The 26,463-nt window shown below is 62.0% G+C and carries 22 protein-coding genes; 15 read left to right on the plus strand and 7 right to left on the minus strand.

Annotated elements, in window-relative coordinates:
* Window positions 1–14: 14 nt before the first annotated feature.
* From RH91_RS20380 to RH91_RS20395, 4 genes are read right to left on the minus strand one after another with little or no spacing between them, the layout of a single operon-like run.
* Window positions 15–359: a hypothetical protein gene (locus tag RH91_RS20380; RefSeq protein WP_010165241.1), complete on the minus strand. Its 345-nt coding sequence runs from the start codon at window positions 357–359 to the stop codon at window positions 15–17.
* A 1-nt stretch (window position 360) separates the two neighbouring features.
* On the minus strand, window positions 361–711 hold the full coding sequence (locus tag RH91_RS20385) for a DUF3147 family protein (RefSeq protein ID WP_010165242.1): 351 nt from the start codon (window positions 709–711) through the stop codon (window positions 361–363).
* Entirely contained in the window at window positions 711–902 is a 192-nt protein-coding gene (locus tag RH91_RS21920; protein ID WP_010165243.1) for a DUF1289 domain-containing protein, read from the minus strand. Before RH91_RS21920 ends, RH91_RS20385 begins: the two co-directional genes overlap by 1 nt.
* Complete coding sequence (locus tag RH91_RS20395) at window positions 902–2,026, minus strand: nickel/cobalt efflux transporter (RefSeq protein ID WP_029624143.1); 1,125 nt, start codon at window positions 2,024–2,026, stop codon at window positions 902–904. Before RH91_RS20395 ends, RH91_RS21920 begins: the two co-directional genes overlap by 1 nt.
* A 145-nt stretch (window positions 2,027–2,171) precedes the next feature.
* Between RH91_RS20395 and RH91_RS20400 the strand changes: the two genes are divergently transcribed.
* The 13 genes from RH91_RS20400 (at window position 2,172) to RH91_RS20460 (ending at window position 18,429) form a co-directional block, all read left to right on the plus strand.
* Window positions 2,172–2,441, plus strand: coding sequence for a metal-sensing transcriptional repressor (locus RH91_RS20400; RefSeq protein ID WP_010165246.1), 270 nt, complete (start codon window positions 2,172–2,174; stop codon window positions 2,439–2,441).
* Window positions 2,442–2,830: 389 nt separating this feature from the next.
* Window positions 2,831–3,124 (plus strand): PepSY domain-containing protein, encoded by a 294-nt coding sequence (locus RH91_RS20405; protein WP_010165248.1) that lies wholly within the window; start codon window positions 2,831–2,833, stop codon window positions 3,122–3,124.
* 30 nt (window positions 3,125–3,154) lie between these two features.
* On the plus strand, window positions 3,155–3,832 hold the full coding sequence (locus tag RH91_RS20410) for a winged helix-turn-helix domain-containing protein (RefSeq protein ID WP_010165250.1): 678 nt from the start codon (window positions 3,155–3,157) through the stop codon (window positions 3,830–3,832).
* Window positions 3,825–5,180, plus strand: coding sequence for a sensor histidine kinase (locus tag RH91_RS20415; protein WP_029624145.1), 1,356 nt, complete (start codon window positions 3,825–3,827; stop codon window positions 5,178–5,180). The genes RH91_RS20410 and RH91_RS20415 overlap by 8 nt, the downstream gene beginning before the upstream one ends.
* Window positions 5,177–6,520, plus strand: a complete 1,344-nt coding sequence (locus RH91_RS20420) for a TolC family protein (RefSeq protein WP_029624146.1) — start codon at window positions 5,177–5,179, stop codon at window positions 6,518–6,520. The genes RH91_RS20415 and RH91_RS20420 overlap by 4 nt, the downstream gene beginning before the upstream one ends.
* The gene (locus tag RH91_RS20425; RefSeq protein ID WP_029624147.1) at window positions 6,511–7,542 is read left to right on the plus strand and encodes an efflux RND transporter periplasmic adaptor subunit; all 1,032 of its coding nucleotides are present in this window, start codon (window positions 6,511–6,513) and stop codon (window positions 7,540–7,542) included. Before RH91_RS20420 ends, RH91_RS20425 begins: the two co-directional genes overlap by 10 nt.
* Window positions 7,539–10,649 carry an efflux RND transporter permease subunit gene (locus RH91_RS20430; protein WP_037479849.1) on the plus strand — a complete coding sequence of 1,037 codons (3,111 nt, stop codon included), beginning with the start codon at window positions 7,539–7,541 and terminating at the stop codon, window positions 10,647–10,649. Before RH91_RS20425 ends, RH91_RS20430 begins: the two co-directional genes overlap by 4 nt.
* Window positions 10,650–10,862: 213 nt before the next feature.
* The gene (locus RH91_RS20435) at window positions 10,863–11,540 is read left to right on the plus strand and encodes a winged helix-turn-helix domain-containing protein (protein WP_010165255.1); all 678 of its coding nucleotides are present in this window, start codon (window positions 10,863–10,865) and stop codon (window positions 11,538–11,540) included.
* Window positions 11,527–12,936, plus strand: a complete 1,410-nt coding sequence (locus tag RH91_RS20440; protein WP_010165256.1) for a sensor histidine kinase — start codon at window positions 11,527–11,529, stop codon at window positions 12,934–12,936. The genes RH91_RS20435 and RH91_RS20440 overlap by 14 nt, the downstream gene beginning before the upstream one ends.
* A gap of 67 nt (window positions 12,937–13,003) precedes the next feature.
* Window positions 13,004–14,008 carry a YncE family protein gene (locus tag RH91_RS20445; RefSeq protein ID WP_029624148.1) on the plus strand — a complete coding sequence of 335 codons (1,005 nt, stop codon included), beginning with the start codon at window positions 13,004–13,006 and terminating at the stop codon, window positions 14,006–14,008.
* A 71-nt stretch (window positions 14,009–14,079) separates the two neighbouring features.
* A complete protein-coding gene (locus RH91_RS20450) occupies window positions 14,080–14,703 on the plus strand; it encodes a phosphatase PAP2 family protein (protein ID WP_232283628.1) in 624 nt (207 codons plus the stop codon).
* A 205-nt stretch (window positions 14,704–14,908) separates the two neighbouring features.
* Entirely contained in the window at window positions 14,909–17,482 is a 2,574-nt protein-coding gene (locus RH91_RS20455) for a TonB-dependent receptor (RefSeq protein ID WP_232283629.1), read from the plus strand.
* A gap of 230 nt (window positions 17,483–17,712) precedes the next feature.
* The gene (locus RH91_RS20460; RefSeq protein WP_010165262.1) at window positions 17,713–18,429 is read left to right on the plus strand and encodes a phosphatase PAP2 family protein; all 717 of its coding nucleotides are present in this window, start codon (window positions 17,713–17,715) and stop codon (window positions 18,427–18,429) included.
* A gap of 201 nt (window positions 18,430–18,630) precedes the next feature.
* On the opposite strand, the gene RH91_RS20465 is transcribed toward RH91_RS20460, so the two are convergent.
* Window positions 18,631–19,017: a type II toxin-antitoxin system VapC family toxin gene (locus tag RH91_RS20465; RefSeq protein ID WP_010165263.1), complete on the minus strand. Its 387-nt coding sequence runs from the start codon at window positions 19,015–19,017 to the stop codon at window positions 18,631–18,633.
* On the minus strand, window positions 19,014–19,259 hold the full coding sequence (locus RH91_RS20470) for an AbrB/MazE/SpoVT family DNA-binding domain-containing protein (protein ID WP_010165264.1): 246 nt from the start codon (window positions 19,257–19,259) through the stop codon (window positions 19,014–19,016). Before RH91_RS20470 ends, RH91_RS20465 begins: the two co-directional genes overlap by 4 nt.
* Before the next feature lie 263 nt (window positions 19,260–19,522).
* On the opposite strand from RH91_RS20470, the gene RH91_RS20475 reads away from it, so the two are divergent.
* Window positions 19,523–20,644, plus strand: coding sequence for a site-specific integrase (locus tag RH91_RS20475; protein WP_010165265.1), 1,122 nt, complete (start codon window positions 19,523–19,525; stop codon window positions 20,642–20,644).
* Window positions 20,645–20,837: 193 nt separating this feature from the next.
* On the opposite strand, the gene RH91_RS20480 is transcribed toward RH91_RS20475, so the two are convergent.
* Entirely contained in the window at window positions 20,838–23,693 is a 2,856-nt protein-coding gene (locus RH91_RS20480; RefSeq protein WP_010165267.1) for a PAS domain-containing protein, read from the minus strand.
* Between the two features lie 486 nt (window positions 23,694–24,179).
* On the opposite strand from RH91_RS20480, the gene RH91_RS20485 reads away from it, so the two are divergent.
* Window positions 24,180–26,432, plus strand: a complete 2,253-nt coding sequence (locus RH91_RS20485) for a transferrin receptor-like dimerization domain-containing protein (RefSeq protein WP_010165268.1) — start codon at window positions 24,180–24,182, stop codon at window positions 26,430–26,432.
* Window positions 26,433–26,463: the final 31 nt, after the last annotated feature.

Genomic DNA, 26,463 nt, shown 5'->3' on the forward strand with positions numbered 1-26,463 from the left:
AGCGCCGGCGAGGCTTAGCCCTGGGGAGGTCTCAGGAGCCCGGAAGGATCGCTATCAGCACGGAAGGAGGAAACGAGCGGCAGCCAAGCTTCATCGGCAAGCCCCAGTAGCACGGTCGCGACCGGCTGAGCTTCGATCGACACGAGGGAGGCGGTAGCATGGGCGACAACGTGGATCGGACCGTCGGGGTCGGCCCTGTTGTGACCGCCATCGCTTTGCCCGATCGAGACGGCGTGGATCGGATCGGCATCGTCGACCATTGCGCTATGCCAGCCCGACAACGCGAACACGCCAAGGATCGCTGCGAACGCGAGCAGCGCGCCGAAAAGCGAGAAGCCGGGGCGACGCACCGTCATCATATCAGAGGCGAAGCCCGAACCGGGGCGCCAGCAAGGTCATCGCCAAATAGAGCACGATCGTCAGTATACACCCAAGCGTCAGCGCAAGCCAGAACGGCAGGCCGGAGCGCAACAGTGCGGGAATAAGCAGGAACATCGAAAGTGAGGGAATGACGTACCAGAACGTCGCACCAGCATGCGCCGCCATATTCTCGGCGTCGGGCTTGTCGCGCCATAGCCAAATCATGCCGAGGACAGAGACAAGCGGCAGCGAGGCGATCAGCGCACCGAAGCCAGGAAAACGCTTCGCCACCTCCGACGCCGCGGCGATCAGAATACCGGAGATGAGGGCTTTGACGGCGAGGTAGAACATCAGCGCGCACCGTCCTTGGCAAGGCGGATGCTGAGTTTCGCCAGGCGGTGCGGCAGGTCGCTCGCAACGCGCAGTGCGTCGCCAGGCAGGAGGTTACGCCAGCGGCGGACTTCCTCGCGCGTGCGGCCGCAGCCCTGACACCAACCGGTTGGGGCGTCGAAACCGCAGAGTTCAACACATGGCGAACGCATCAGATCGCGCCGATGCGGCTGAGCCCGCTCAAGCCGGAATAGGCCATATAGCTCGCGATCACGATCATCAGGCCGGCCGATGCGTACGGAGCTTTGCGCGCGAAATCGCCGAAGCCGGACCAGCGCTTCTGAATCTGGTTGGCGCTGAGGGCAGCAATGACGCCCGCGCTGACCATCGTGACCGCCAAGCCGACGCTGAACGCGCTGACCAACACGACACCCAGCGAGAGGCGCTTGAGTTGGAGGCAGAGCAGGAGAACGGTTACAGCTGCAGGGCAGGGGATAAGTCCACCGGTGAGGCCAAACAGCGCGATCTGGCCGGTCGTAACCTTCCGGTTGGCGAAACGGCGACTGATGTCGGAGGCATGGGCGCGCTCGTGGGCGTCCATGTAGGCATCGTCGCCCGTCACCTTGAGACCGTCCATCGGCTCCCCATGGTCGTGATCGTGTTCGGCGAATGTGAGATCATAGTCGTGGCTGTGACCGCCATGTCCGAGCGACACCCGCGCTGCAAAGGCGTGCGGCTCGGGGATCTCTTCAACGCTCTCGATAAAGTCGCCGCGATCGACGAAGCGGAAGGTCTGCGACCGTCCCTCGTCGCGGGTCGTGGTGACGGTCACGTCGTCCGCCTTCCAACCGCCCTTGGCGAAGTGCGCGCGCCAGCGAGGCGGTTCGCCGTCCTCGAAGATTTCGAGACGCATCATGCCGTGGCCGGTATTGATTGAGCGGACCTCATCCTCGCCATGATGATGATGGTGATCGTGCGCCGCTTCCGCCTTCTGGTCCGCACGCGTGCGCCAGACCATCCAGAGGCCGATGCCAAGTACGATGACCGCAGAGCCGAGTAACAGGTAAGGCTCGGTCGTCTCGGTGTTGATGCCGCGGCCGAGATACTGGCCGCCGAGCGCGATCCCCCAAACGATCGCAGTATGCGACAACGCTGCGCAAAGACCGAGCAGCACGGCTTGGCCGACCGTGCCGCGCACCGCGATAATGAACGCGGCCATCATCGTCTTGGAATGACCGGGCTCCAAACCATGCAACGCGCCCAGCAGCAACGCGCTCGGGATGAACAGCCACAGGTTCGTGCTACCCTGCTGAATGAGGTCTGCAAACGAGGTCATCATACTTCCCGATGTTTCAGAGCGTCCAAACGATAGCTGTGCATGGGTGCCGAGCTCGGGCTTCTGTATCCCCCCAGGGGGATGGAGTCCATCCCCCTGGGGGGATACTCGACAATCGTTCAAGGAATGTCCTACATGGGGTGACATGGCCCACAGCGATCATTCCAGTCATCCTGCGATCATCAAGCGGCTGAACCGTGCGAACGGTCACCTTCGCAGCATCGTCAGCATGATCGAGGAGGAGCGCCCCTGCGTCGACATCGCGCAACAACTTCAGGCGGTCGAGAATGCTATCGCCAGCGCCAAGCGCGCGCTGATCAACGACCATATCGACCATTGCCTCGTCCACGCCGAAGAGGGCGAAGGGACCAAGGCCGCGGTGGAGCAGTTCCGAGCAATCTCGAAATATTGGTAGAAGCGCCGCTCCCTCGCTCTGCGGGGGAGCGGCGCTTGATTCTCTGGCCCTAGTCGACGCGTAAGGTGGCGCCCCTGATCGGGTCACGCGGCCGCGTTTATCTGCTGCACGCCCTCGGCACCCATCCGGGGCAACAGCCAACCGGCTGCGGTCTGTGCCTGCGCCACGGCCATAGCCCCGGCGAGCAGGACCGGAGTTGCCCTCCGCGTACCCGTTCGATTTCCTCGCAGTGAGGGCCGACGGGGATCGATGTGCCTTATCCACGATGGAAAAGTGTCCAAAGGATCTCACATTGGGTTTTTATAACGCGGCCGCATCGATGGCCCAATGTAGGGTGGTGTACCAATCCGAGGTGCTCAACGCAGAGCAACTTTGAGAAAGGACTGATAATGAACAAGCTTCCGCTCTTCGCCATGGCCGTCGCCGCTGCCGGTTTGGTTCCCGCCATGGCCATTGCCGCGCCGAACAAACCAGCGGCTAAATTGTCGATGGCACAGGCGCGCGCGATCGCGCTCAGCAAGGCACCCGGCAAAGTCGCCGATGCCGAGTATGAAAAAGAAGGTGGCGGTTGGCGCTATTCTTTCGACATCCGACAGGGAGCGCGCATTCACGAAATCGGTGTCGACGCCAATACCGGACGTATCGTCGAAGACAAATTTGAAGGTCTGAATGAAAAGGACTGACACTTTGTCCTTCGTCGCTGCCGCGATCAGATGCGCGTCCTGATCGCAGAAGATGATGACGATTTGGCCGAGTTCCTCGAGCATTCGCTCGGCGAACTCGGCCACGTCGTCACGTGCGTCCGGTCGGGGTTGGATGCATTGCATTTTGGTTCGGTGGAGGTGTTCGAGGTAGCAATCCTTGACCGAATGTTGCCTGGAATGGACGGCGTCGAAATCCTGAAGCGATGGCGGGCTGCGGACATCGTGACCCCGGTCCTTATGCTAACTGCTCTTGGTGGAATCGCGGACCGTGTTGGCGGACTCAATGCGGGCGCAGACGACTATCTCGTTAAGCCCTTTGCCTTTTCGGAACTCGCTGCCCGCCTCGCGGCGCTGGCGCGCCGCCCTACGATCCGCGAGCCGCAGACGCATTTTACAGTGGGCGACGTGACACTGGATCTCCTCGACCGCAGCGTGAAACGCGCCGGTCGCGACATCGCCCTGCAGCCACGGGAGTTTGCTTTGCTTGAGCAGTTGATGCGTCACGCCGGGCGTATTGTCACCCGGACGATGTTCCTGGAAACGATCTGGGGTTACCATTTCGATCCCAAAACGAATATTGTTGATAGCCATCTTAGCCGAATGCGGGCGAAGTTGAATTTCGACTTTGATTTCGATCCGATTGAGACTGTGCGTGGCGTAGGATACAGGATACGCACCGATGCCTGAACGTCGCTCCAGTGCGGCGTATCGGATCGCATTCACCTATTCAGCTGGGTTCGCGTTGCTAGTGGCCGTTTTGGGGGCGATCGTCTTCCTGGCGGCCGATCGAAGCTTCAGGCAGCAGCAGGATGCCGCAATCGCCGAGGAGTCCGCGTCGCTGTTGCGGGATTATCGCGATGAAGGCCTCGGCGATCTTCGCGAGCGGATCGATGCGCGCGAAGCCAGCCATCCGACCAATTCGTTCAGCTACGCCCTCTTCGACGGTGCAGGCAAGCGCATCGCCGGCGGCCTGAATACCAAACCGAAGGGCTCAGGGTGGCACGACATTGTCTTTGTCGATCCCGAGGAGGGGGCTGATCCGGCGCGAGCCCTAGCCACGAACCTGCCTGAGAACATTACCTTGATGGTGGCGGCGGATACGGAAGCGCTGGAGCGGATCGACCATACGATCCTCGTGCTGTTCGGCGGTGCATTCGTTCTTGTCCTCACGGCCGGCGCCGCAGGAGCGTTGATCCTCGGGGGCTATCTGCGCCATCGGCTCGGCCGGATCAGCGGGACCGCGCGCACCGTGATGGCCGGCGATTTCAGCCAGCGGATGCCGGTCAGCGCGCGCAACGACGAGTTCGACGCTGTATCTGCATCGCTGAACGCGATGCTCGACCGCATCGCCCTTCTTCTGGAAAATTTGCAGCAAGTTTCCAGCGATCTCGCGCACGATTTGCGTACGCCCTTGGTCCGGATGCGCAATGGACTTGAGCGCGCGCTCGCGGACGATGCGCCGCGCGGAACACAGCAGACGGCCATTCAGGCCGCGCTTCGGGAAAGCGATGATCTGCTCGACTTGTTCGCCGCGATACTGCGGATTTCGGAAGTCGAAGGCGGGGAGCTGATAAAATCGTTTGCACCCGTCGATCTCGTCGCCTTGGTTCAGGACGTCTGCGAAAGCTGTGAACCTGCGATCGTAGATGGCGGACGCACTCTTCGGTGTACCATCGAAGGTTCGGTCTTAATCGCTGCGGACCGGGAACTGCTGGCGCAGGCGATCATCAATCTCCTTGAAAATGCGCAAATCCATACGCCGACCGGAACGAAGATCACGATCGAGATGGTGCACGATGAAGCGTCAGCCAGCATCATCGTCTCCGATAATGGAACGGGTGTCGCCGTGGCCGACCATGACCGCATACTGCGCCGGTTCGTACGACTAGATGCCAGCCGTACCACCCCTGGCAACGGTCTGGGTCTAAATCTCGTATCGGCCATCGTGATGTTGCATGGAGGCGGCGTCACTCTGTCCGACAACGCGCCAGGGCTGCGCGTCACGATTAACTTGCCGAGGCTGCTCGAACGATGAAACGCCATTTCGCCTGTTCCTTAGCCCTATTGGCTTCGGGCTGCGCCACCTACCATCCCGTGCCGCTGCTTCTGGCTGGCGGAAATGATCTTTCGCGTGCTTCGATCAACGCCGTGCTGGCTCACGACGCGACAACGATCGACAGACCATATCTAAAACCGACGTCAATCGACCTCTCGCGACCGCTCGATCTCAATGCGGTCGGCGTCATTGCGGTAATCGCCAACCCCGAGCTAAAGGCGATGCGCGTGCGAGCAGGGATTGCCGACGCGCAGGTATTTGTAGCGCGCCTCATGCCGGATCCAACGCTCAGTATAGGGGCGAGCAAGGTCTTAAGCGGACCAGATCCGCTCCTTGACCTGACAAGAGCCCTTGGACAGGACATCAACGCGCTTCGCACGCGCGGTGCGCGCATTGCCGCGGCGGGCGCGCAAGCAAGGCAGGTCCGGCTAGATCTCGCTTGGGCAGAATGGCAAACCGTAGGTCAATCGCGGATCCAGGTCGTAAGGATAGTAGGTCTGGAGCGGATCTATGAGCTCGCGCGGTCAAGCTTCGCGGCGACGGCATCGTTGCTCGACCGAACGTTGCGAGCAGCGGGGCGCGGCGACATCGGCGCGGAGCAGGTGCAAGCCGCGCGGCTTGCAGCCTTCAGCGCCCAGCAGCAGGTCCGCACGAGTGAACGCGATCTCACCGCGGCGCGTTACGAACTAACGCGGTTGCTGGGTCTCCCGCCCGCAACAAAGCTGGAGCTGGCGCCGCTTCCACTGCCCAAACAACCGGCCTCGCCCTCGGCGCTTTTTGCGGTCGCTTTGCGCGAGCGGGCCGATCTTCAGGCGCTTCAGGCGGGTTACGCTTCACAGGAGGCGGCTGTGCGGCTTGCCATTCTAAACCAATTTCCCACGCTTGCGCTGAGCGTCAATGCAAACCGGGATTCGGCCGGCAACCAGTTGCTCGGACCAGTCATCGATTTCACGCTGCCGCTGTGGAACCGCAACAGAGGTGGCATAGCGGTGGAACGCGCAACGCGAGCAGCACTCAGGGCTGAATATGACGCCCGCGTTTTTCAGACACGCGCCCAGATAGAAGCAGCAGTCGGAGGAATCGCGGTCGCCCGGTCGCAACGCGACACGGTGCTAAAGGGGCTGCCAACACTCCAAAGGTTCGAGGTGGCAACAGCGCGTGCGGGGAAACGTGGCGATCTGCCGCCCGCCACTGCCCAAACCGCCGCGCAATCGCTGCGCGACCAGGAGACGCTGCTCGCGCAGACGACGCAGGACATCGAAGAGCAGACGATCGCGCTCGAACTGCTGACGGGAACACCGAAAGAGACATGGCCATGAATCTGAAATTGCTCGGTCCCGCTGTCGGCCTTTTTCTCACTGCTTGCTCCGGAAGCGACAGCAGCGCCGACCAAGCGACACCTCCCACTGCTTTAGTCACGCTCGCGCAGGCGACGCAGGGCTCGATTGCCGAGACCGTGAAGCTTTACGGTGTCGCGGAGGCAGGACCTGCCGGAAGCATCGCGTTGTCGGCACCGACTGAAGCCATCGTCGCCCGTATCGTGGCGCCGGTCGGCACCAGGGTCACACGCGGTCAACTGGTCGTTCAGTTGTCTCCGGCACCTAATACCCGCCTCGATCTCGCAAAGGCCTCTGCGGATGCCCGCGCCGCCGATGCTGCCTACGCTCGCGCGCAGCGGCTTCGTAAAGACGGACTGGTTGGAGACGCCGATGTGGAAACGGCGCGGGCTGCGGCGCAGAGTGCCGACGTAACGCTGGCAAGCTTGCGCGGTCGTGCAGGTAGCCTGGCGCTGACAGCCCCCGCTGCAGGGTATGTCGCGAGTGTCGCCAACAATCCCGGTGATCTCGTTCAAGCGGGCGCGTCAATCGCGATGATCACGAACGGGAGCGGTCTGCGTGCGCGCTTCGGGGCCGATCCCACGGTTGCAAGGACCTTGTCGCCTGGTGCACAGATCAAAATCGCCGGCACCAAGGGCCGCGCGACCGTGTCCGTGCCGATCCAGTCGATTGATCCGGTCGTAAACCCGAACACCCGCCTCGAATCTGTGTTCACGACTCTGCCTCCGTCCCTCGGCATCGGCTCTGGCGAGGTGCTGCAGGGGGAAGTTGCCACGCAGACCCAAAGCAGCGCGGTGACCATTCCTTATCAGGCGTTGCTCGATGATGGCGGCCAGCCATACGTCTTCGTGGTCGCGAGCGGCATCGCCCACCGTCATGACGTCGAGACCGGGCCGACCGGCGGCGATCGCATCGCGATCGTCAAGGGCGTCAGCTCGGGCGACAGGGTCGTGACCGATGGTGGGACTGCGCTCGAGGACGGCATGAAGGTCCGCACGAAGTGAAGAGAGGTATCGCTCTTCATGCGCGCGCTCTCTGGCTTGCAGCGATCCTATTGACGCTCGGGGGCGTGGCTGCCGCCATAAAGCTGCCGGTCAGTCTATTTCCGTTCATCAACTACCCGCGGGTTGTCGTGTCGATCGACGCCGGTGAACGTGACGCGGCGCAGATGACTGCGCAGATCACGCGGCCGATCGAGATCGCGCTGCGCGCGGTGCCCGGCGTTTCCGGAATCCGTTCGACAACCAGTCGTGGGACCGCCGAGGTCGCGCTTAACTTCGCCTGGGGCCACGATATGGTGTCGGCGACTCTTGCGACGCAGAGTGCGCTGGCCACTGTAGTGCCCGATCTGCCGGCCGGCACCAGGTTCGACGTTCGCCGCTCCGATCCGACCATCTTTCCGGTGCTTGGAGTTGCGCTCACGTCGAAGAGTCTCGATCAGGAGGCCTTGCGACAAATCGCCGAATTGACGGTACGGCCTGCTTTGACAGCCGTCGGCGGGGTCGCAGGCGTGGACGTGCTGGGGGGAAGTCCTCGCGAGTTCGCGGTCGATATTGACCCAGCCAAAGCGCAGGCTCTGGGACTGAGTCTGCAGGATGTGGTGGCCGCTTTGACCAAGGCGAACGACGTTCGCGGAGTCGGTCGGATCGAGGATCGGCATCGGCTATATCTGGTCCTGGCACAAAACCGGTTGGCGACGATCGCCGACATTTCCGCCACCCCCCTAAAGGCGGCGAGCGTGCCGAATGGTACTTCCCAGGCGGGATCCCGCGGCACCGGTGTTCCACACCAACCGGAAGTCGGTGTCTCAACGTTGGGACAAATCGCCAACATCCGCGTCTCGACGGCGCCAAGCTATACCCTGGTCACTGCCGGTGGCCAGCGCGCTGTTTTGGTCAACGTTCGTCAGGCGCTGAACGGCGACACGACGAAGATCGTGAATGAGGTCGATGCTCGGCTGGCAACGCTCGGCCTGCCTCCATCCGTCAAAGTGACTCCATTCTACGATCAGTCGGAACTCGTGACGGGTGCCGCAAACGCAGTACGGGACGCAATCCTCTTGGGTGCGGTGCTGGCCGGGGTCGTGCTGTTCGTATTCTTGCGCTCTGCCCGACTGATGGTGATCACCGGCCTGATGCTGCCCGCTGTTCTGGCGGGCACGGGCCTCATCCTGCTCGCGACCGGCATGACCTTCAACATGATGACGCTCGGCGGTATGGCAGCGGCAGTTGGCCTCGTCGTCGACGACGCCGTCGTCATGCTCGAACACATCATGCGCCGCATGCAGGAGGGGACGGCGAAAGGGGTAAAGGGGATCCTTGCGGCGGCAGCCGAGATGAGCTCACCCTTGTTTGGTTCGACCTCGGCAACGATCGTGGTTTTCCTGCCACTCGCCCTCATCAGCGGAGTGACTGGCGGCTTCTTCAAGGCGCTTGCGCTGACCATGGTCGCCGCGCTGACGTTGTCGCTGTTGTATGCCCGCTTCGTAATCCCGCTCGCGTCCGCCTATTGGCTGCGGGAGAAAGATGCCGAGGCTGCCGAAAAAGCCGCAGGGTTCATGAGCCGCCTCGATCGTGGTTATGCGCGCGCGGCTGACCGCAGTTTCGCTAGACCGCGACTGTTTGCCGCACTGTTGGGCATCGGGATGGCGGTCCTTGGCTATGCCGCGTGGAGCCACGTCCCATCAGGGTTCATGCCGCACATGGATGAGGGGGGGTTCATCCTCGACTACAAGGCGCAACCGGGTGCTGCGCTATCAGATACCGATCGGTTGCTTCGTCAGGTAGAGACGATCATCACATCGACGCCTGAAGTTGCGAGCTATTCCCGCCGCACTGGCCTGCAGCTTGGCGGAGGCCTCACCGAGGCAGATGAAGGAGATTACTTCATCCGCCTGAAGGGTGGCTCGCGCCGTTCAATCGATGGGGTGATGGCCGAAGTCCGGCAGAAGATCGACGCTCAGGTTCCTGGCCTCCAGATCGAAACCGCGCAGCTGATGGAGGATCTGATCGGCGATCTCACCGCGGTGCCGCAGCCGATCGAGGTGAAACTGTTCGGCGAGAATCCAGCGGTGCTGGAACAGGCGGCCAAGCGCGTGGGGGCCTCTATCGGCGGCATATCGGGTGTGGTCGAGGTGGTCGATGGCCTGCGCGTCTCCGGCGATGCGATCGACATCACGGTCGACCCTGCCTCTGCGGCGCTTCAGGGTCTCGATCCTGATGCTGTAGCAACCCAACTCCAGGCGTTGGTGGGCGGTACTACAGCAACCCCAGTGCGGATCGGTGAGCAATTGGTAGATGTGAGAATTCGGGCGCCGGCCGATTTGCGATCTCGCGCGTCGGAACTCGGCCGTCTGATCCTTACAGCACCCGACGGGCATGCCGTTCGGGTCGATCAGGTCGCGAAAATATCGATCAGCGCTGGGCAGAAGCAATTGACCCGCGAAGACCTCGCCCCATTCATTGCGGTCACGGCGCGGCTGGAGGGTCGCGATTTGGGTTCGGCCATGAAGGAGGTGCGATCGCACGTCTCCGCACTGAACCTCCCCGGTTCGATCCGCGTCGAATATGGCGGATTGTATGCCCAGCAACAGCAAAGCTTCGCTGATCTTTCGATGGTGTTCGCCGCCGCGCTGTTGCTGACCGCGCTGCTTCTGACATTCTTGTTCGAGCGTTTGATCTGGACGCTGTCGGCCCTCGTTACTGTGTTGCTATCCGCAGCAGCAGTGCTGATGGGGCTGTGGGTAACGGGTATTGAACTCGACATCTCGGCTTTGATGGGGCTGACCATGGTCATCGGGATGGTCACCGAGCTCATTATTTTCCTGTTCGCCGAGATCGATCGAGATCAGGTGGTCGACCTAGGTGCGCTCCGCGAGGCGGCCAGTAAACGTCTCCGGCCGATCCTGATGTCAGCATTGATCGCAATCCTGACGTTGTTGCCGCTCGCGCTCGGGATGAGTCGCGGTTCTGGCCTTCAGAAGCCGCTTGCGACTGCAATCATATTCGGGTTGACCGCGTCGGTCCCCCTCGTGTTGCTGTTTTTGCCGGCGATGATCGCGGCGCTGACGCGGCGCAGAGCTGACCACAGTCGACAGGAGGAAGCGATTTGAGAAGGTTCTTGGTCCGGGCAGCGGTGGCGTCGACCCAGGTTCTTTAAGCATCCGATGCGGACAATCGGTAGGTCCGACGTTGGTGATCGTCGTGACCCAGTCAGCCGTATGACATGCGCCGCAGGTGATCCGGGTGGTGTTTATCCCTAACTTTCTCGGTGCAGCGAGCCGTTGGCTAGTCGTTGCACAACCGCAGATGCTCGAGAGGATGCCATGAAGCTGTTGCTGCTCGAGGATGACGACGCCACACGGGTGCATCTGGAACGCACGCTGGTCGCCGCCGGCTATGTCGTTGACGTGTGCAGCGACGGGCGCCACGCGATCGCTCTCGGCTCGATCAATGAGTACGCCGTGTTGATTTTCGACCGCATGGTACCCGGCATCGACGGTCTTGGCGTACTCAAGGCACTCCGCGCAGCGGGGGTTCGATCGCCGGCACTGTTCCTAACCGCGATCGATGGCGTGCACGATCGCGTCGAGGGACTCGACGCTGGGGCCGACGACTATCTGGTCAAGCCGTTCGCTGCGATCGAACTCATAGCGCGCGTGAACGCGCTGTTGCGGCGACGGCCTGCGACTGACGTCGTGACCGCGCTCCGCGTCGCTGATCTCGAAATCGATCTGATCAAGCGCAGCGTCAAACGGGCGGGGCAGCAGATCCTACTTCAGGCACAAGAGTTCAAACTGCTCGAGTATCTGATGCGCCATGCCGGCGAGATCGTGACGCGCTCGATGCTGCTCGAAAATGTCTGGTCGTTCCATTTCGATCCGCAAACCAACATAATCGAGAGCCATATGAGCCGATTGCGGTCCAAGGTCGACCGCGGCTTCGACCGGGAACTGATCCACACGATCCGCGGATCGGGTTATAGTCTCGATGCGCTGGCTTAGCGGTTTTCGCAGCGGCGCTTTTCGCTTCGCACTGCTTCTCGCACTCGTGTTTGGGGCGGGCGCCGCGCTGCTCCTCGCTGTCGTTGAACGCTCGATCTCACGCTATGCCGTTGAAGCAACCGATGGAGGCCTGAAAAGCGAAGCGGCCATCCTGCAAGGTGAGGATCGCGAGGGCGGTCGGTCCAACCTGCTCCAGGCGATCGCTCTTCATCGGAGGGCTGGCGGTGAAGAGGCCTTTCGCTACCAACTGACCGATCGCCGGGGGCGCTTGCTCGTAAACGATATCGGCACAAGCAACGCAAAGATAGGGTGGGGCGAAGTCGAGGTTTTGGACGATCCGCAGGACGCGGGTGCCCGCCCAGAAATGCTGAAGAGCCTTGGCGTGCCAATGCCCGAGGGAGGCGTGTTGGTCGTCGCAACCGACACTTACGACGTTCAGGAGCTACGCCGCGGGCTTGATCGCTTCACGCTCTTCGCCGGGGTTTTCATCACGTTGTTCGTGCTGGCAGGCGGGTATTTACTCGGGGGTCTGTTCATGCGGCGGCTGGACCGCGTCAACGACGCGATCGGCCGGGTCATGGCAGGTAATGTCGCGGAACGGCTGCCGACGATCGGGATCAGCCGCGAATTCGACCTTCTGTCGTCGAACCTCAATGCCATGCTCGACCGGATCGGCGCGTTGATGGAAGGTTTGCGCCAAGTGACGACCGACATCGCGCACGACCTGCGCACACCGTTGACCAGGCTGCGCCAGCAACTCGAGGCGACGCGAGAGGCAAATAGTATCGACCACTACACAGCGGGAATTGATGTCGCTGTTCTCCAGACCGATCAAATCCTTGCGATCTTTCGAGCATTGCTGCGGATCGGCACGCTGGAAGGGGGTGACGGCCGGCAATATTTTCGCCCCGTGAATTTGAGCGAGGTCATCGGGCACGTGGTGGCAGCTCACCAGCCGGTGGCAGAAGATGACGGCAAGGCCCTGCTGGCGGAGCATGAGCCTGGGCTCGTCGTCGCGGGAGACGCGGAATTGCTCGCACAAATGCTGACCAACCTGATCGACAACGCAATCCGGCACACCCCCGCTGGCAGCCTGATCGTCAGTAAGCTGGAACGCATGGACGACAGTGTCATCGCGACCATCAGCGATGATGGCCCGGGCGTTCCGGCGGGGGAACGCGTCAATGTTCTTTCCCGCTTTTACCGACTTGATCGTAGCCGTCATCTGCCCGGCACCGGTTTGGGCATGTCGCTCGCGGCGGCGATTGCCGCACTCCATCATGCGCGCATCGACCTCCTGGATAATACCCCGGGGCTGCGCGTGCGCATAACCTTTCCCAAGTCCCCACCAGCGTTAGAACACAGTGCCAGCCCGTCAAAAAACCAAGCAGATTAGCAATCCCTAACGTGACGTGCGGCACCCGCCGGGTCAGAAGGCGCTGGCTATTATCCCGGAGACCGCAATGCCCCGCCATTCGCTTCCTGCCTTGCTCGCCGCTGCTGCCATGCCGCTCGTGATCGCCGCAACTCCGGCACCGACCTATTCGGTGGCCCAGTCTATCGCCGGACCCGATGGGTCGTGGGATTATGCGAGAGCCGATGATGACGGCAGCCATGTCTATGTCGCGCGCAGCAATGCCGTCACGGTAATCGACGTGACGACAGGCGCGGTTTCTTCGCTCGGTAATGTGCAGCGCGGACACGCGGTCGTGCCGCTGCCCGGGGGCAAGCTCCTCGTGACGAGCGGGACCGATGGCACCGTGCGGTTGTTCGACACCGGGTCGGGCACGGAATCCGCGAGCATTCCGGTCGGTAAGAAGCCCGATGCTGCTATCCTCGACGCCACGATGACTCACGCGTTCGTCATGAATGCCGACAGCGGTACCGTATCGGTGATCGACCTCGCCGCGGCAAAGGTGACCAAGACCATAAAGGTGAGCCCAGCGCTCGAATATGCAGCGTTCGGGTCGGACGGCACGCTGTTCATCAATAACGAGGACAAAAACGAGATCGATACCGTCGATGTCACGCGCGGGGCTGCGGGCAAGACGATCGCGCTTCCGGGCTGCAAGGCCCCCACCGGCCTTGGCTATGACAAAGCGCATGACCGGCTGATCGCATCGTGCGCCAACGGCAAGGCTGCCATTGTTGATGCGCACAAGCGGCAGCTGACGGCGCTGGTCGATATCGGTTCGGGGCCGGATGCGGTGATCATGGATGAAGCCCGTGGTCTCGCCTTCATCCCCTGCGGAAAGGATGGCATTCTCGATATCCTCGCCCTCACTGGCGTCGCAGTGACGCATGTCGGAGTCGTCAAGACCGAGGTCGGCGCACGGACCGGAGCGCTCGATCCAAAGACGGGGTCGATCTATCTACCGACTGCTAAGTTCGGCGCCCCCGCTACTGCCGGTGGCCGACCTGTGATGCTGCCTGGGTCTTTTCACGTCCTGGTCTTAAAGCGGGCGTGATCGGCAGGGCACGCGCGTATGCTAGGGAGCGTCCTGAGCTGGTCGTCCTGCTAGCGTTCGCGCTGACTGCCTTGACGCTGCTAATCATCTTCTATCTCGGCTCGGAGGTGATGGAGGGCGACACCGAGGCTTTCGACATAGCTGTCCTCACGCGCCTCCGTCACGCTACAGAGGGCGATGCGCCTTGGAAAACGGCGTTGCGGGCAGCGATGCTCGACCTCACTGCGCTTGGCGACAACGCCACCCTCGTCATCGTCGTGGCGATGGTATCTGGTTTCCTCATGCTGGCGCGCCAAAGACAGCTCGCGCTTCTGCTCGTCGCCGCGTCTGCAACCGGCGGTCTCCTCACCACCGCGCTGAAGCTCTTGTTTGATCGCCCCCGTCCCGACGTCGTGGCGCATCTTGCCAGTTTTGGTACCGCGAGTTTTCCAAGCGGCCATGCGATGAACTCGGCCGTCATCTACCTTACACTTGCTGGGCTGGTCGCGCTTGCGGTGCCGACTTTGCGCCTTCGCGTCTATATCCTGTGCTGCGCCGTCGCGCTCACATCGGCGATCGGTCTGTCGCGCCTATACCTGGGCGTCCATTGGACGACTGACGTCGTCGCCGGCTGGATCGCCGGGTCGGGATGGGCAGTGCTCTGGTGGTCCATCGCATGGTGGTTCCGAGCGCATAAAGCTTACTCGCCGAAGTAGGCAGTATAGCTTTGGAGTTCGGCGGCAATGTTGCGATCTCAAAACGGTCTTGCGCTGATCTCCTGAAGATTGATTCTTGCCAACGTTAGGAAAACAGGCCGCCAAGTCCCATTGCTGTAACAATTCATCCCCACCCCGATGTCACCGGGAGCGTCAAAGAGCGCCGTCGATAAGGCGAGCGTATGCATAGATTGGGATGAGCATCATGAAGATTCGGACGTTGTCGCTTCTCTCGACGGCGGTAGCAGCGCTTGCCCCGCTCAGTGCACAAGCACAGACCGCGCCCGCGCCCGCGCCAGCACCCGCCGCGCAAACTGACAGCCGCGATATTATCGTCACCGGGGCTCGAGCAGCGCAAACTGCGCGCGCCGAGGAGAAAGCTGCAGTAAACCTGGTGAATGTTCAGGCAGCGGAAGACATCGTCAAATATCCCGACTTCAATGCCGCCGAAGCGCTTGGCCGCATCCCGGGCGTCAGCCTAGCGATTGACACCGGCGAGGGCCGTTTCGTCAACATCCGCGGCATCGACGGCAATCTGAACGGCACCACGTTTGGCGGCGTAACGTTGCTCAACACGCAGCCTGGCGGCACCTATTTTGGCGGTGGCGGTCGCGCCGTCGAGCTCGATACCGTGCCGATCGGTTCGATCGACCGGCTGGTCGTGCGCAAAACTGGCATGCCAGACCAGGAGGCCGAGGGGCTGGGTGGTTCGGTCGAACTCACACCGCGTACGGCAGTCGGTTTGACGAAGCCGTTTTTCGAAGGGACCATCGGGGGCGGTTATCAGAACGCGCACAAGAACGGGGACGTCTTCATCGGAGAGGCGGCGGCCGGGACGGCTTTTGGGCCAAATAAGCAGTTCGCAATTGTGCTAACTGGCTCGTTTCACACCGACAAACGCGGCTTTGACGATGCCGAGCCCGGTCTGCTCGACGCCGTGCAGCCCGGAACTCCGGGTGACCGCATCCTCGATTCGCTCGATCTGCGGCGCTATAGCTACAACCGCCGTCGCTTCGGCTTTGGCGGCGAGTTCGACTGGAATCCAGACGGGCAGAACCACTTCTACATTCGTGCAAACGATGCGGGCTATACCGAGTCGGTGCACCGTTCAGTGCTGCAGTATCGGGGCCTGGGTGACACTACGACCACCAATGGCAGCGTCAACACTGCAACGGGCGTCGATGCGCACGTTACGCTGCGTGACGAACAGGAGACTCATCTCAATTTCATCACGGCGGCGGGCGGCCGAAACGATCTGGGCAAGGTCATTCTCGACTATCAGCTGTCTTATACGGCTTCGACCTATCACCGCGATTACGACCGCAACTCCACCTTCACGCGCCCAGGCCAGCCGGGCTTCACCGTTGCCTATGACAATACGAGCTTGCTCTATCCCACGCTGTCGCCCTCGGGCTTCAATCCGAGTGACCCGTCGCAATTCACCCTTACCGGCGCGAACAACGCGACCGAGCGCGCTCATGACCGGGAATATGCAGCCGTGCTCAATGTGACGGTTCCTACAACCTTGCTTGGTGGTGACGGCGCGTTCAAGGTTGGCGGCAAGCTGCGTTTTCGTGACAAGATCGATCAGCCGAACAATCTGAGCTATGCGGGCGTGCCGGCGACGTCGTTATCTGCTGTGCTTGGGGACGGGCCGTTCACCAATTATTATGCCGGGACCTACAATGTCGGCTATGCTCCGAGCATCTCCGGCGTTCGCGCCGTCTTGGCGCCGCTGACCCAGTTTACCAGCGCCGCCAACGCGGTGCGTAATGCCTCCGGATTCTTCAACGACACAGAGAACATCTACGCGGCCTATGCGCAATATTCCGGCAAATTCGGGAAGCTGAACGTTCTTGCAGGGCTGCGGGTCGAAAATACCGACGGTACCTATCGTGGTACGACGCGCACGACCAGCGCCTTGGGCGTTGACTCGTTCTCGCCAGCATCACGCAAGTCGAGCTACACCAATTTCTTCCCGACCGTTCAGCTTCGCTACGATCTGGCCAAGAACTTCGTCGCACGTGCAACCTACTCGACCGGGATCGGGCGCCCGGGCTTCCTGCAACTGCTGTCCGGCGCGACGGTGGATGTCGGCAACCGTGCGGTCTCTGTCGGTAACCCGAGCCTCAAGCCAACGACGGTCAACGCGTTTGACGGGCAGGTCGAATATTATCTGCCCGACTCAGGCGTCCTATCGTTCGGTGCATTCGACAAGGAGTTCAACAATTACATCATTAACGGCGTCACCCGGGATCCCAACTATCCCGGCATAACCGATGGCATCACCACGATCACGACCTACACAAACGTCGCCAGCTCACACGCCCGTGGTATCGAAGCGCAGTACAGCCAGAAGTTCAGCTTCCTGCCGGCGCCGTTTGATGGTTTCGGCGCCCTGGGTAATGTGACTTATGTCTGGTCGAAGTTCGCAATTCGACCGGGCGAGACGAGCCGTCTGCCGGGAACGTCGCCGCTGACCTACAACCTCAGCCTGTTCTACGAAGCACATAAGGCACAGGTGCGGCTGTCGCTCAGCCATGTCGATGGCGCAATCTTCGGTGTCGGCGGAGCGTCCGGATTTGATACCTTCGAAGACCAACGGACGCAGCTCGACCTGACGTCGTCGTATCAGGTAACACAGCATATGGCATTGTACTTCAACGCGCGAAACCTCAACAATTCACCGCTCCGCTATTATGAGGGCTTGCCCAACCGGACGACGCAGCGCGAATTTTACGACCAGAGTTATGAGGCAGGCTTTAGATTTAAGTTCTGATGCGCCGCGCTTAGGATTGCGGCAGGAGCGGCGGCAGAAAGTGCGGCCTGTCAAGCATCAGGTGATATCCCGGCATACAGTCAAGTCGTCGTCATCGTGGAAGGGAATAGGCATTTTAGCCAGGTCATGAACCCGGCGGTCGTGCCGAATATATCGAGATTGGCGAGCGAGAATGGAAGCGCGGTCCGCTCGGTTTAGAAATTGTATTTGAAGCCAGGGAGGTGATTGCGATGAAGTCGAAGATATGTTTGCTCGCGGTTAGTGCCGCCTTGGTACTTGCTGCAGGAGCTGCGACGGCAGCCGAAACGCATGCGCTGCGTTATCTCGCCAGCACCGACGTTCTCCCCGCAATGGCGTTACCGAAGCCGTTCCCCGCTGGATCGGAGGCCGAGAGAGCCGAGTTGCTCGAGTTGCACGAGATCGTGGCCTCGGCCAGCGCCGAGCGCATGGCGCGCGCCAAATGGGATGACGCTCACGAGGACCCAGCGTTGTTCGATGTTGCGCTCGGGACGAAGCTTGAGGAGTTGCCGCTGACCTGGGCGTTGCTGAAGAGCGTTCAGGAAGAGGGCGATGCCGCGGCCGACGTGTCGAAGGTCTATTTTGGCCGTGCACGCCCTTGGGCGGCTGATCCGACGCTGGCCAATTGCGATGCGGGTAAGGGCTCCAACCCCGCACGCTCTTATCCAAGTGGCCATTCGACGCTCGGCTACTCGGTTGGCTTCATACTGGCACGGCTGGTGCCGGAAAAGGCCGGGGCGATCCTCTCGCGCTCAGCCGACTATGCGATGAGTCGACAGGTCTGCGGTGTGCATTTTCCCTCCGACACAGAAGCGAGCCATGTGCTCGGCACGATCGTCGCGACAAAGCTCCTCGCCAACCCCGCGTTCGCGCAGCGGATGGTCGCTGCGCACCAAGAGTTGAAAGCCGCCCACCTCACTCAGCAGTAACGATGCTCGGCCAGGCCTAGCCTCGGCGCGAAGAGACGCGCGCGCCTATCAGGCTAAACCGTGACGGAACACGACAGTTTGAACAGCTCTTCTGTTCAAACAGGGCCGGTTGTGGGAGTATTGAACCGTGGCAGTGATGGTCTAGAAGCTGTCTATACACCTTACTCGCACTTACCTTACTCCAAAGCACAAGTGACCGCGTTAGCGGATCGCGACAACTTTTACACCGGCTGCGTCCGCCACCTTCTTCCAGTTTTGGTCGCTCGTCCACGCCGGAAGCCCGTCGCGCTGCGCCAGCGCAAGACAGAACCGGTCGCCAAGGCTGAGCCCTGCTTCGGCAGTAACGGCGCGCAGCCGTCCGGCAAGGGTGGCTAACGCGGGGTCAGCCGCGACGACGTCCATTGGTAACGGCTGCAGCATCGCGTCGACCTCGTGAGCGGGCATGCCGGCGTGGATGAAGTGGCTCACCACCTCGGCATAGTTGACGCTGCTGACCCGCGCGCCCGCGATCGCTCCGGCGACTTTGGTAGAGCCTTTCTCACCTTTAAGCATTGCGATAAGCGCAGAAGCGTCGAGAACGACCCTCATTCCCCACTGTCCTCCCGGCGCCGGGCGAGAAAAGCATCAACAGACGCCTCCGAATTGCCGCCGGTGAACTGCTTGGCAAGCGCCTGCGCCCGGGCCACCGCTTGCGCGGCAGTGCGCAGAACCACGCCATCGGGCGTCTCGTCGAGGTAGACTGCGCCGCCGTCGGTGAGACCTAAACGCTTACGAATGTCTGCAGGTAGGCTCATTCGTCCGTTTGGCGTGATGTTCACTTGGATGGTCATTGCGCATCTCGTTCGTAAGCGACGTCTGAATTGCGACCGTAGTCATTCTGGGGCGGTGATTCAACGCATGAGCCAATGCGCCAAATGATGCCGTTCGTGACATAACTCTTATATCGTACCGTACTACCTATTTAGCGATAACGCTGATTCCCGCTAATTACATGCTGGCGTCAATCTGTCCGGCCGTTTAACGGTTTTAGCGGATCATGTACCGTCGCACGCGCGCCGGTGCCGTTCGTTTGAGCGCAGCGTAGGAGGTCGGTTTGGCCGATGATGACGACATCGATAACTCCGCGCGTGTCGACCGCACGGATCTGGATAGCATCGTGGCTGATGCGCTGGTCGTCGTCGATCAGGTTCAGTCGCTCGAACCCTATCTTCCGCAGCTTGCCCCCGGCGACCGCGAGCGGGTCGACGACTATGTCCGCCGCGCGTCTGCCGACGCGACCTTGCGTGCATACAAGTCAGACTGGCGGCTGTTCTGCGCGTGGTGCCAGGAAAGCGGCTACCGCCCGCTGCCGGCGGCACCAGCGACGGTCGCAGCGTTCCTGACGCTCCTCGCCGAGCGCGGGTTCAGTCCACAGGAGTTGCGCCGGACGAAGCGCGGCTTGATTTTACCACGTAAGGAGCCAGCGCCGCTTGGCAGAGCGACGATCGGCCGGCGGCTCGCCGCGATCGTATTCGCGCATCGGGCCGCCGACCTCGAGCCGCCAACTTCGCAACCCGACGCAGCGCGGCTTGAGCGCGCGATGCGCGGCATCCGCAAGGACAAGCGCGGCGACCTGCCTGGTAAAAAGCGCCCCGCGGACGGCGATGTGCTGCGCGACATGGTGCGCGCGATGGTCGAAGACGATTTGCGCGGCTACCGGGACCGCGCGCTTCTCGCGATCGGAATGGCGGGCGCGTTCCGGCGCTCCGAGCTGGTGGCGATCATGGTCGGGCATGTCAGCGGAGACAGTCGCGGGCTGCTGGTGCGGATCGCGGCATCGAAGACTGATCAGGAGGGCAAGGGTCATACAGTTGCGATCCCGGATGGCCGCCGGCTGGAGCCGGTCCGGCACTACCGCGCCTGGCTGGAGAAGGCCGGGATCACCAGCGGCCCCGTGTTCCGCAAGCTTACGCCGCAGGGACGGCTGACCGACAAGGCTATGAGCGCGCAAGGCGTGGCACTAGTAGTGAAGGCGGCGGCGGTCGCGGCGGGCTACCCGTCCGAGCTGTTCTCAGGCCACTCGCTGCGCGCCGGCTTCCTAACCGAGGCCGGCCGGCAAAATGCCAATCTTTTTAAGATGAAAGAGCATAGTCGGCATTCGTCGCTCGAAATGGTCGCCGAATATGTGCGGGATCATGAGAGGTTCCGCGAACACGCAGGCGAAGGCTTTTTGTAGCGCTGAGCCACAAGCAGTCGTTCGGAGCGCGCTGACTCCTTCCGACATCCGGACATTTGTCCAGTCAAGGCGCCGGCTCCTGTACGATCATTAAACGACACTCCGACGGTCACGTGGAAACCCACGGGCAGACGCACGCTTCCCATGATGCCCGCACGTTCCTTTTGCAGCCCCGTTCGGCGATGCTCCTTTGCTAATTTTCAATCATATCGCGAACGCGCGTGGCCAACGCCTCGATAGCGAAGGGCTTGGTGATCATCTCCATGCCGGGGTCGAGGAAGCCATTAGCGATCGTCGCGTTTTCCGCGTATCCGGTCATGAAGAGCACTTTGAGGTCAGGCCGCTGCAAACGAGCGGCGTCGGCGACCTGCCGACCGTTGAGGCCCGGCAGCCCGATATCGGTGACCAGCAAATCGATACGCATCTTGGACTGGAGGAGCTTCAATCCGGCCGGTCCGTCTGCCGCCTGGATGGCTCGATATCCAAGCTCCTCGAGCACGTCGACGACGAGATCGCGCACTGCGGTTTCGTCCTCTACGACGAGCACGACCTCTCCGGCGTCGGCGCGATGGGCGTCAGTGAGCTCGCCGTGCTCCTCGTCGGCTCCCTCGGCCTCGCCGTAGTAGCGCGGCAGATATAGCTTCACTGTCGTGCCCTGGCCGATCTCCGAGTAGATCTTGGCATAACCTTCCGACTGTCGCGCGAAGCCGTAAATCATCGAAAGTCCAAGGCCCGTACCCTGACCGATTGGCTTCGTCGTGAAGAATGGCTCAAAGGCCTTCGCGATCGTGTCCGCCGACATCCCGGAACCGGTGTCGGTCACGCAGATGCAGACGTACTGCCCCGGCCGCACATCCCGCTGCCTAGCGGTATATGCGTTATCCAGGTGTGCGTTGCACGTCTCGATCGTGAGAGAGCCCCCGTGCGGCATCGCATCGCGCGCGTTGATAGCGAGATTGAGGATGGCGCTTTCGAGCTGATGAGGGTCGCAGAGCGTCTGCCAGAGGCCGCCAGCCGTCACCACCTCGAGCGCGATCGCCTCTCCGATCGTTCGACGAAGCAATTCCTCCATACCAGTGACGAGCCTGTTGGCATTGACAGGCTTTGGATCGATGGGCTGGCGCCGCGAAAAGGCCAGGAGGCGGTGAGTAAGTGCCGCGGCGCGATTAGCCGAGGTCATGGCCGTCGTGGCATAACGCTCAATCTTGCTGTTATCGCCCTTTGCCATTTGGCGCTGCATCATGTCGAGCGAGCCGATGATTCCGGTGAGCAGGTTGTTGAAATCGTGGGCGATCCCGCCGGTGAGCTGACCGACGGCCTCCATCTTCTGCGCCTGTCGGAGTGCTTCCTGCGCATGCTCGAGCTCGTCGGTTCGCTCGTGGACACGTTGCTCCAGCGTCTCGTTCGCCTCCTGCACCTGCTGGATTAGCCGGGCGTTATCGATCGCGACGGACGCCTGGCCCGCGAGCCCCTGGATGAGACCCTCATGCCGCTCCGTAAAGCGCCCTGGCTCTGGATGCCCGAAAAGAAGTCCGCCCAGCACTCCACCCGACCGCGACACTACCGATACCGCAAGATAGCTGCGTACCGGCAGGTGGCCTGTCGGCATGCCACGATGCGGCGCGTTCTTTCCGTAGCGTGGATCAGCGAGGATGTCGTCGGATCGGATGACACCCTCGTTGCGGAAGGTAGGCCCGAAGATAGCGGTGGCACGGGGCCTGCCCATGCTCTCGAAGTCCGCCCGGGCGGCCCCGGCTAGCGTGTAGAGGTGCAAACGTTCGCCAGTCTCGTCCATTACGTTGTGAAAGTAGGCGCCGAACTGAGCGCCGGTCAGCTCGACCCCGGCCTCGCTGACCATCTGCACCAGCCGTTCAATGTCCAACTCCGCAGCTAAAGCCGCCCCGGCTCGGTTCAGCGTGGCTAGCGCGCGCGTTTCGTCGCGCAGCATTAACTCGGCACTGTGTCGTTCCGTCTCGTCGCGGAAGGTCAACACGGCGCCCAGCCTCCGGCCGTCGGACATCGTGATCGGCCGGGCAGCGCCGCGGGCGAGAACCTCCGTGCCGTCAGCGCGGCGGATCCGCCAACTCGCGTCGAGGACGGTCGCGCCGCAAAGCGCGGCCCTGGCCAGCGGGAGGTCAAGCGGGGGGTATGGGTCCCCCTCTTCCGTCCACAGGCTGTAGGCTGCCGCATATCCTTCGGGCGCTACTCCGAGTTGCTTTGTACCATGGAGACGTTCCGCGGCCTCGTTCACGAAGGTGATCGCGCCGTCGGCGTCCGTCACGATCACACCCTCGGTGAGCTGGGCTAGGATCGCACCGCGTTCCGCCGCCTGAGTGACCCGGTCGTCGGCCTCGTGCCGTGCTGCTGTAACGTCGCGATAGAAGACGGCCAAACCGTCGTCGATCGGATAGGCACGCATCTCGATCCATGTGTCGCGGCCGTCGGGCCAGAGGTAATGGTGCTCGAGCGAACCCGCGATGCGCTCCTTCATCACGCGTTGATACAGCGCGCCGAGTTCCGGGGCGGCGTTGGGATGCGCTTCAAAGTGCGTCCGACCGATGATCTCCTCGCGCGGCCGTGACTCGAGCCGCATTGCCTCGGCATTCATGTCCACGATGCGAAAATCTGAATCGAGGAAGACGAATGCCTCCCCCATGTTGTCGAGGACGCCCTGAGCTCTGTCCCGTTCGGCTCGCAGAGCCACCTCTGCCGCACCTTGCCGACGCTCCGCCAGCACTCGCTCAGTTGTCTCGATTACGATCGCTAGAACGCCCGCCGGTCGGTCGCTCTCATCAAGCACAGGAGAGTAATCGAGGTTCATGAAGACCGGCTCGGGACGTCCATGACGTTCAAGTGTAAGCTCTTGGTCGCGGTAGGCGAGCGTTCCTCCGGATAGCCCGACGCGCATCACAGTGTCGTTGAAGTCCGCGATCTCGGCCCACCCTTCGCGGACCGCTGAACCAAGCAGCTTCGGATGCCGCGCGCCGGCGAAGACGGAATACGCATCGTTGTAGAGCATGATGCCCTGCTCGCCCCAGAGCAGGACCATCGGTACAGGGGATCGCAGAAGGAGGGCAGTCACCGTTCGCAGGCTTGTTGGCCAGGCAGCGGCTGGACCGAGCGGCGTAGTACTCCAGTCGAAGGTGCGCATCAGCGCGCCCATCAGGCCGCCGTTATCCAGAAACGCCAATTGTTCAGTACTCGACACGCACCAACCTTCGTTTTCGGCATGCTAGCGGCTCGCTCGACCAGGATAAACAGGGAATGCGCCGTAAGCCGCACCCAAGCTCGCGCCCGTGGCGGAGATGGCACCTCCGCGGACGAAAAGACCCATATCCCGCCGTCCAGCGTGCCCTTCGCAGCGTCCAGCTTTGGACGCCCGTTCACGTGAAACTGCCCGCTCTCCGGGCAGCCGCGCACGATCGAGATGCGCCGCACAAGTCGTGTGGTTCGATCATTAGCGGTGCAAATAACAGTTCTCTTGCGCCGGACCATGGTGCGGCGCATCCATGTGATAACTGGTGGGGGCAAGACAATGGCAAGATTAGGCAGGATACTGGCGGGCGCCAGCGCGCTCGCGGTAGCGACAGCAGCCGGAGCGCAGAGCGGTGCACCGACCGACCCGAACGCGATCGAGCGCGCGTTCGACGCGAGCATCAGTTCGCAGGACCAGCTCGACTGGCTGAAGACGATGTCGTCGGAACCCAATCATGTCGGCTCCCAGCACGACAAGGCCAATGCCGAGTTCATGCTCGCGAAGTTCAAGGAATGGGGCTGGGACGCGAAGATCGAAATCTTCTCGGTACTTTATCCCACGCCGATTTCGACGACCGTAGAACTCGTCGCACCCGACAAGATCGTTCTCGGCGGGCAGGAACCGCCGGTCGCTGGCGACGCCACGTCCGCCAACACCGCAAACGCGTTGCCGCCTTATGTCGCGTTCCAGGGTGACGGCGATGTCACCGCCGACTTGGTCTATGTCAATTACGGCCTGCCCGACGATTACAAGGCGCTGGCGCGGCGCGGCGTCGATTTGAAGGGCAAGATCGCGATCGCGCGCTACGGCGTTGGCTGGCGCGGGTTGAAGCCGAAACTGGCGCAGGAACATGGTGCAGTCGGCTCGATCATCTATTCCGATCCGGCGGATGACGGTTACGGCGAAGGCGACGTCTATCCCAAGGGAGGCGCGCGCAATGCGCAAAGCGTCCAGCGCGGCTCAGTTGCCGACATGACGGTCTATCCCGGCGATCCGCTGACGCCCGGTATCGGCTCGGTGCCGGGGGCCAAACGCCTGTCGCGCGCCGATGCGCAGACGATCCTGAAAATCCCCGTGCTGCCGATGTCTTACGGCGATGCCCAAAAGCTGCTGCAGCGGCTCAGCGGGCCGATTTCGCCGGCGTCGTTCCATGGGGGGCTGCCGATCACCTACCATCTGGGCGGAGACGGAGCGGTCAAGGTGCATCTCGCGGTCAAGTCCGACTGGTCGCAAAAGCCGGTCTACAACGTCGTCGCTACGTTGAGGGGGGCGGTCTATCCCGACCAATGGGTGCTGCGCGGCAACCATCATGACGGCTGGGTGTTCGGCGCGTCCGATCCGCTGTCGGGCAATGTGGCGATGATGTCGGAGGCCAAGGCGCTCGGCGCGCTATGGGCGCAAGGCTGGCGGCCGGCGCGGACGATCGTCTATACCGGCTGGGACGCCGAGGAGCCGATGCTGCTCGGTTCGACCGAATGGGCCGAACAGCATGCCGCGGAATTGAAGGCCAAGGGCGTCATCTACATCAACACCGACGGCAATGGCCGTGGGTTCCTGCAAGCGGAGGGCAGCCACGATTTCCAGCATCTCGTCAACGGCGTTGCCGCAGACGTGATCGACCCCGAAACGGGCGCAACCGTTGCTGCACGGCGCGCCGCAGCAATCCGCGTCGGGGCGTATGATAAGACCGGACGGCTCGCCGACGTCGCGCTTGCTGCGGCCGAGATAGGTGGCGATTTCCCGCTCGGTGCGCTCGGGTCGGGGTCGGATTACTCCGCGTTTCTCCAGCATCTCGGGCTACCCGCGCTAAACATAAGCTTCGGCGGCGAGGATGAGAGCGGCGGGGTCTATCATTCGATCTACGATAGTTATCACCACATGACGACGTTCGACGATCCGGGCCTGAAATACGGCGCTGCGCTGTCGAAGACAGTCGGACGGATGGTGCTGCGCGTTGCCGATGCCGATACCCCGCCGCAGCGCTTCAGCGACTTCGCGACGACCGTTGCGACGTATATGACCGAAATCAAGAAGCTCGCCGAGGACCGCCGCGCCCAGGATCGCAACCGCGAGAAACTGCTTGAGGACGGGGCTTTCCGTCTGGCATCCGATCCGCTCAAACCGGTGTCGGCCCCGACGTTCGAAGCCCGCACGCCCTTCATCGAACTGGCCGTGCTGGAGGATGCCGTCGACAAATTGCAAGGCGCAGCCACGCGCTACGACGCCGCTTACGCCGAAAAGGGCGGAAAGCTCGATCCCGCGCGCCGGATGAAGCTCAACGCGCAAGTCCGGGATATCGACCAGCTGTTGCTCGACAAGCGGGGACTTCCCGGTCGGCCTTGGTACAAGAACCTCGTCTACGCCCCGGGCCGCTTCACCGGCTATGGCGCGAAGACACTACCGGGCGTGCGCGAGGCGATCGAGGAGCGGCGTTTCGACGACGCAAATGTCTATGCCGCACGCACCGCCAAAGTGCTGGCGGACTATGCTGCAAGGCTGGATGGGGCGCGGGGAACTATCGAAGGAAACTAACGAGCCGCGTTACCAGCCTGTTGCAATTTTG

The organism is Sphingomonas sp. PAMC 26617 (assembly GCF_000242835.1).
Taxonomy (GTDB): Bacteria; Pseudomonadota; Alphaproteobacteria; order Sphingomonadales; family Sphingomonadaceae; genus Sphingomonas.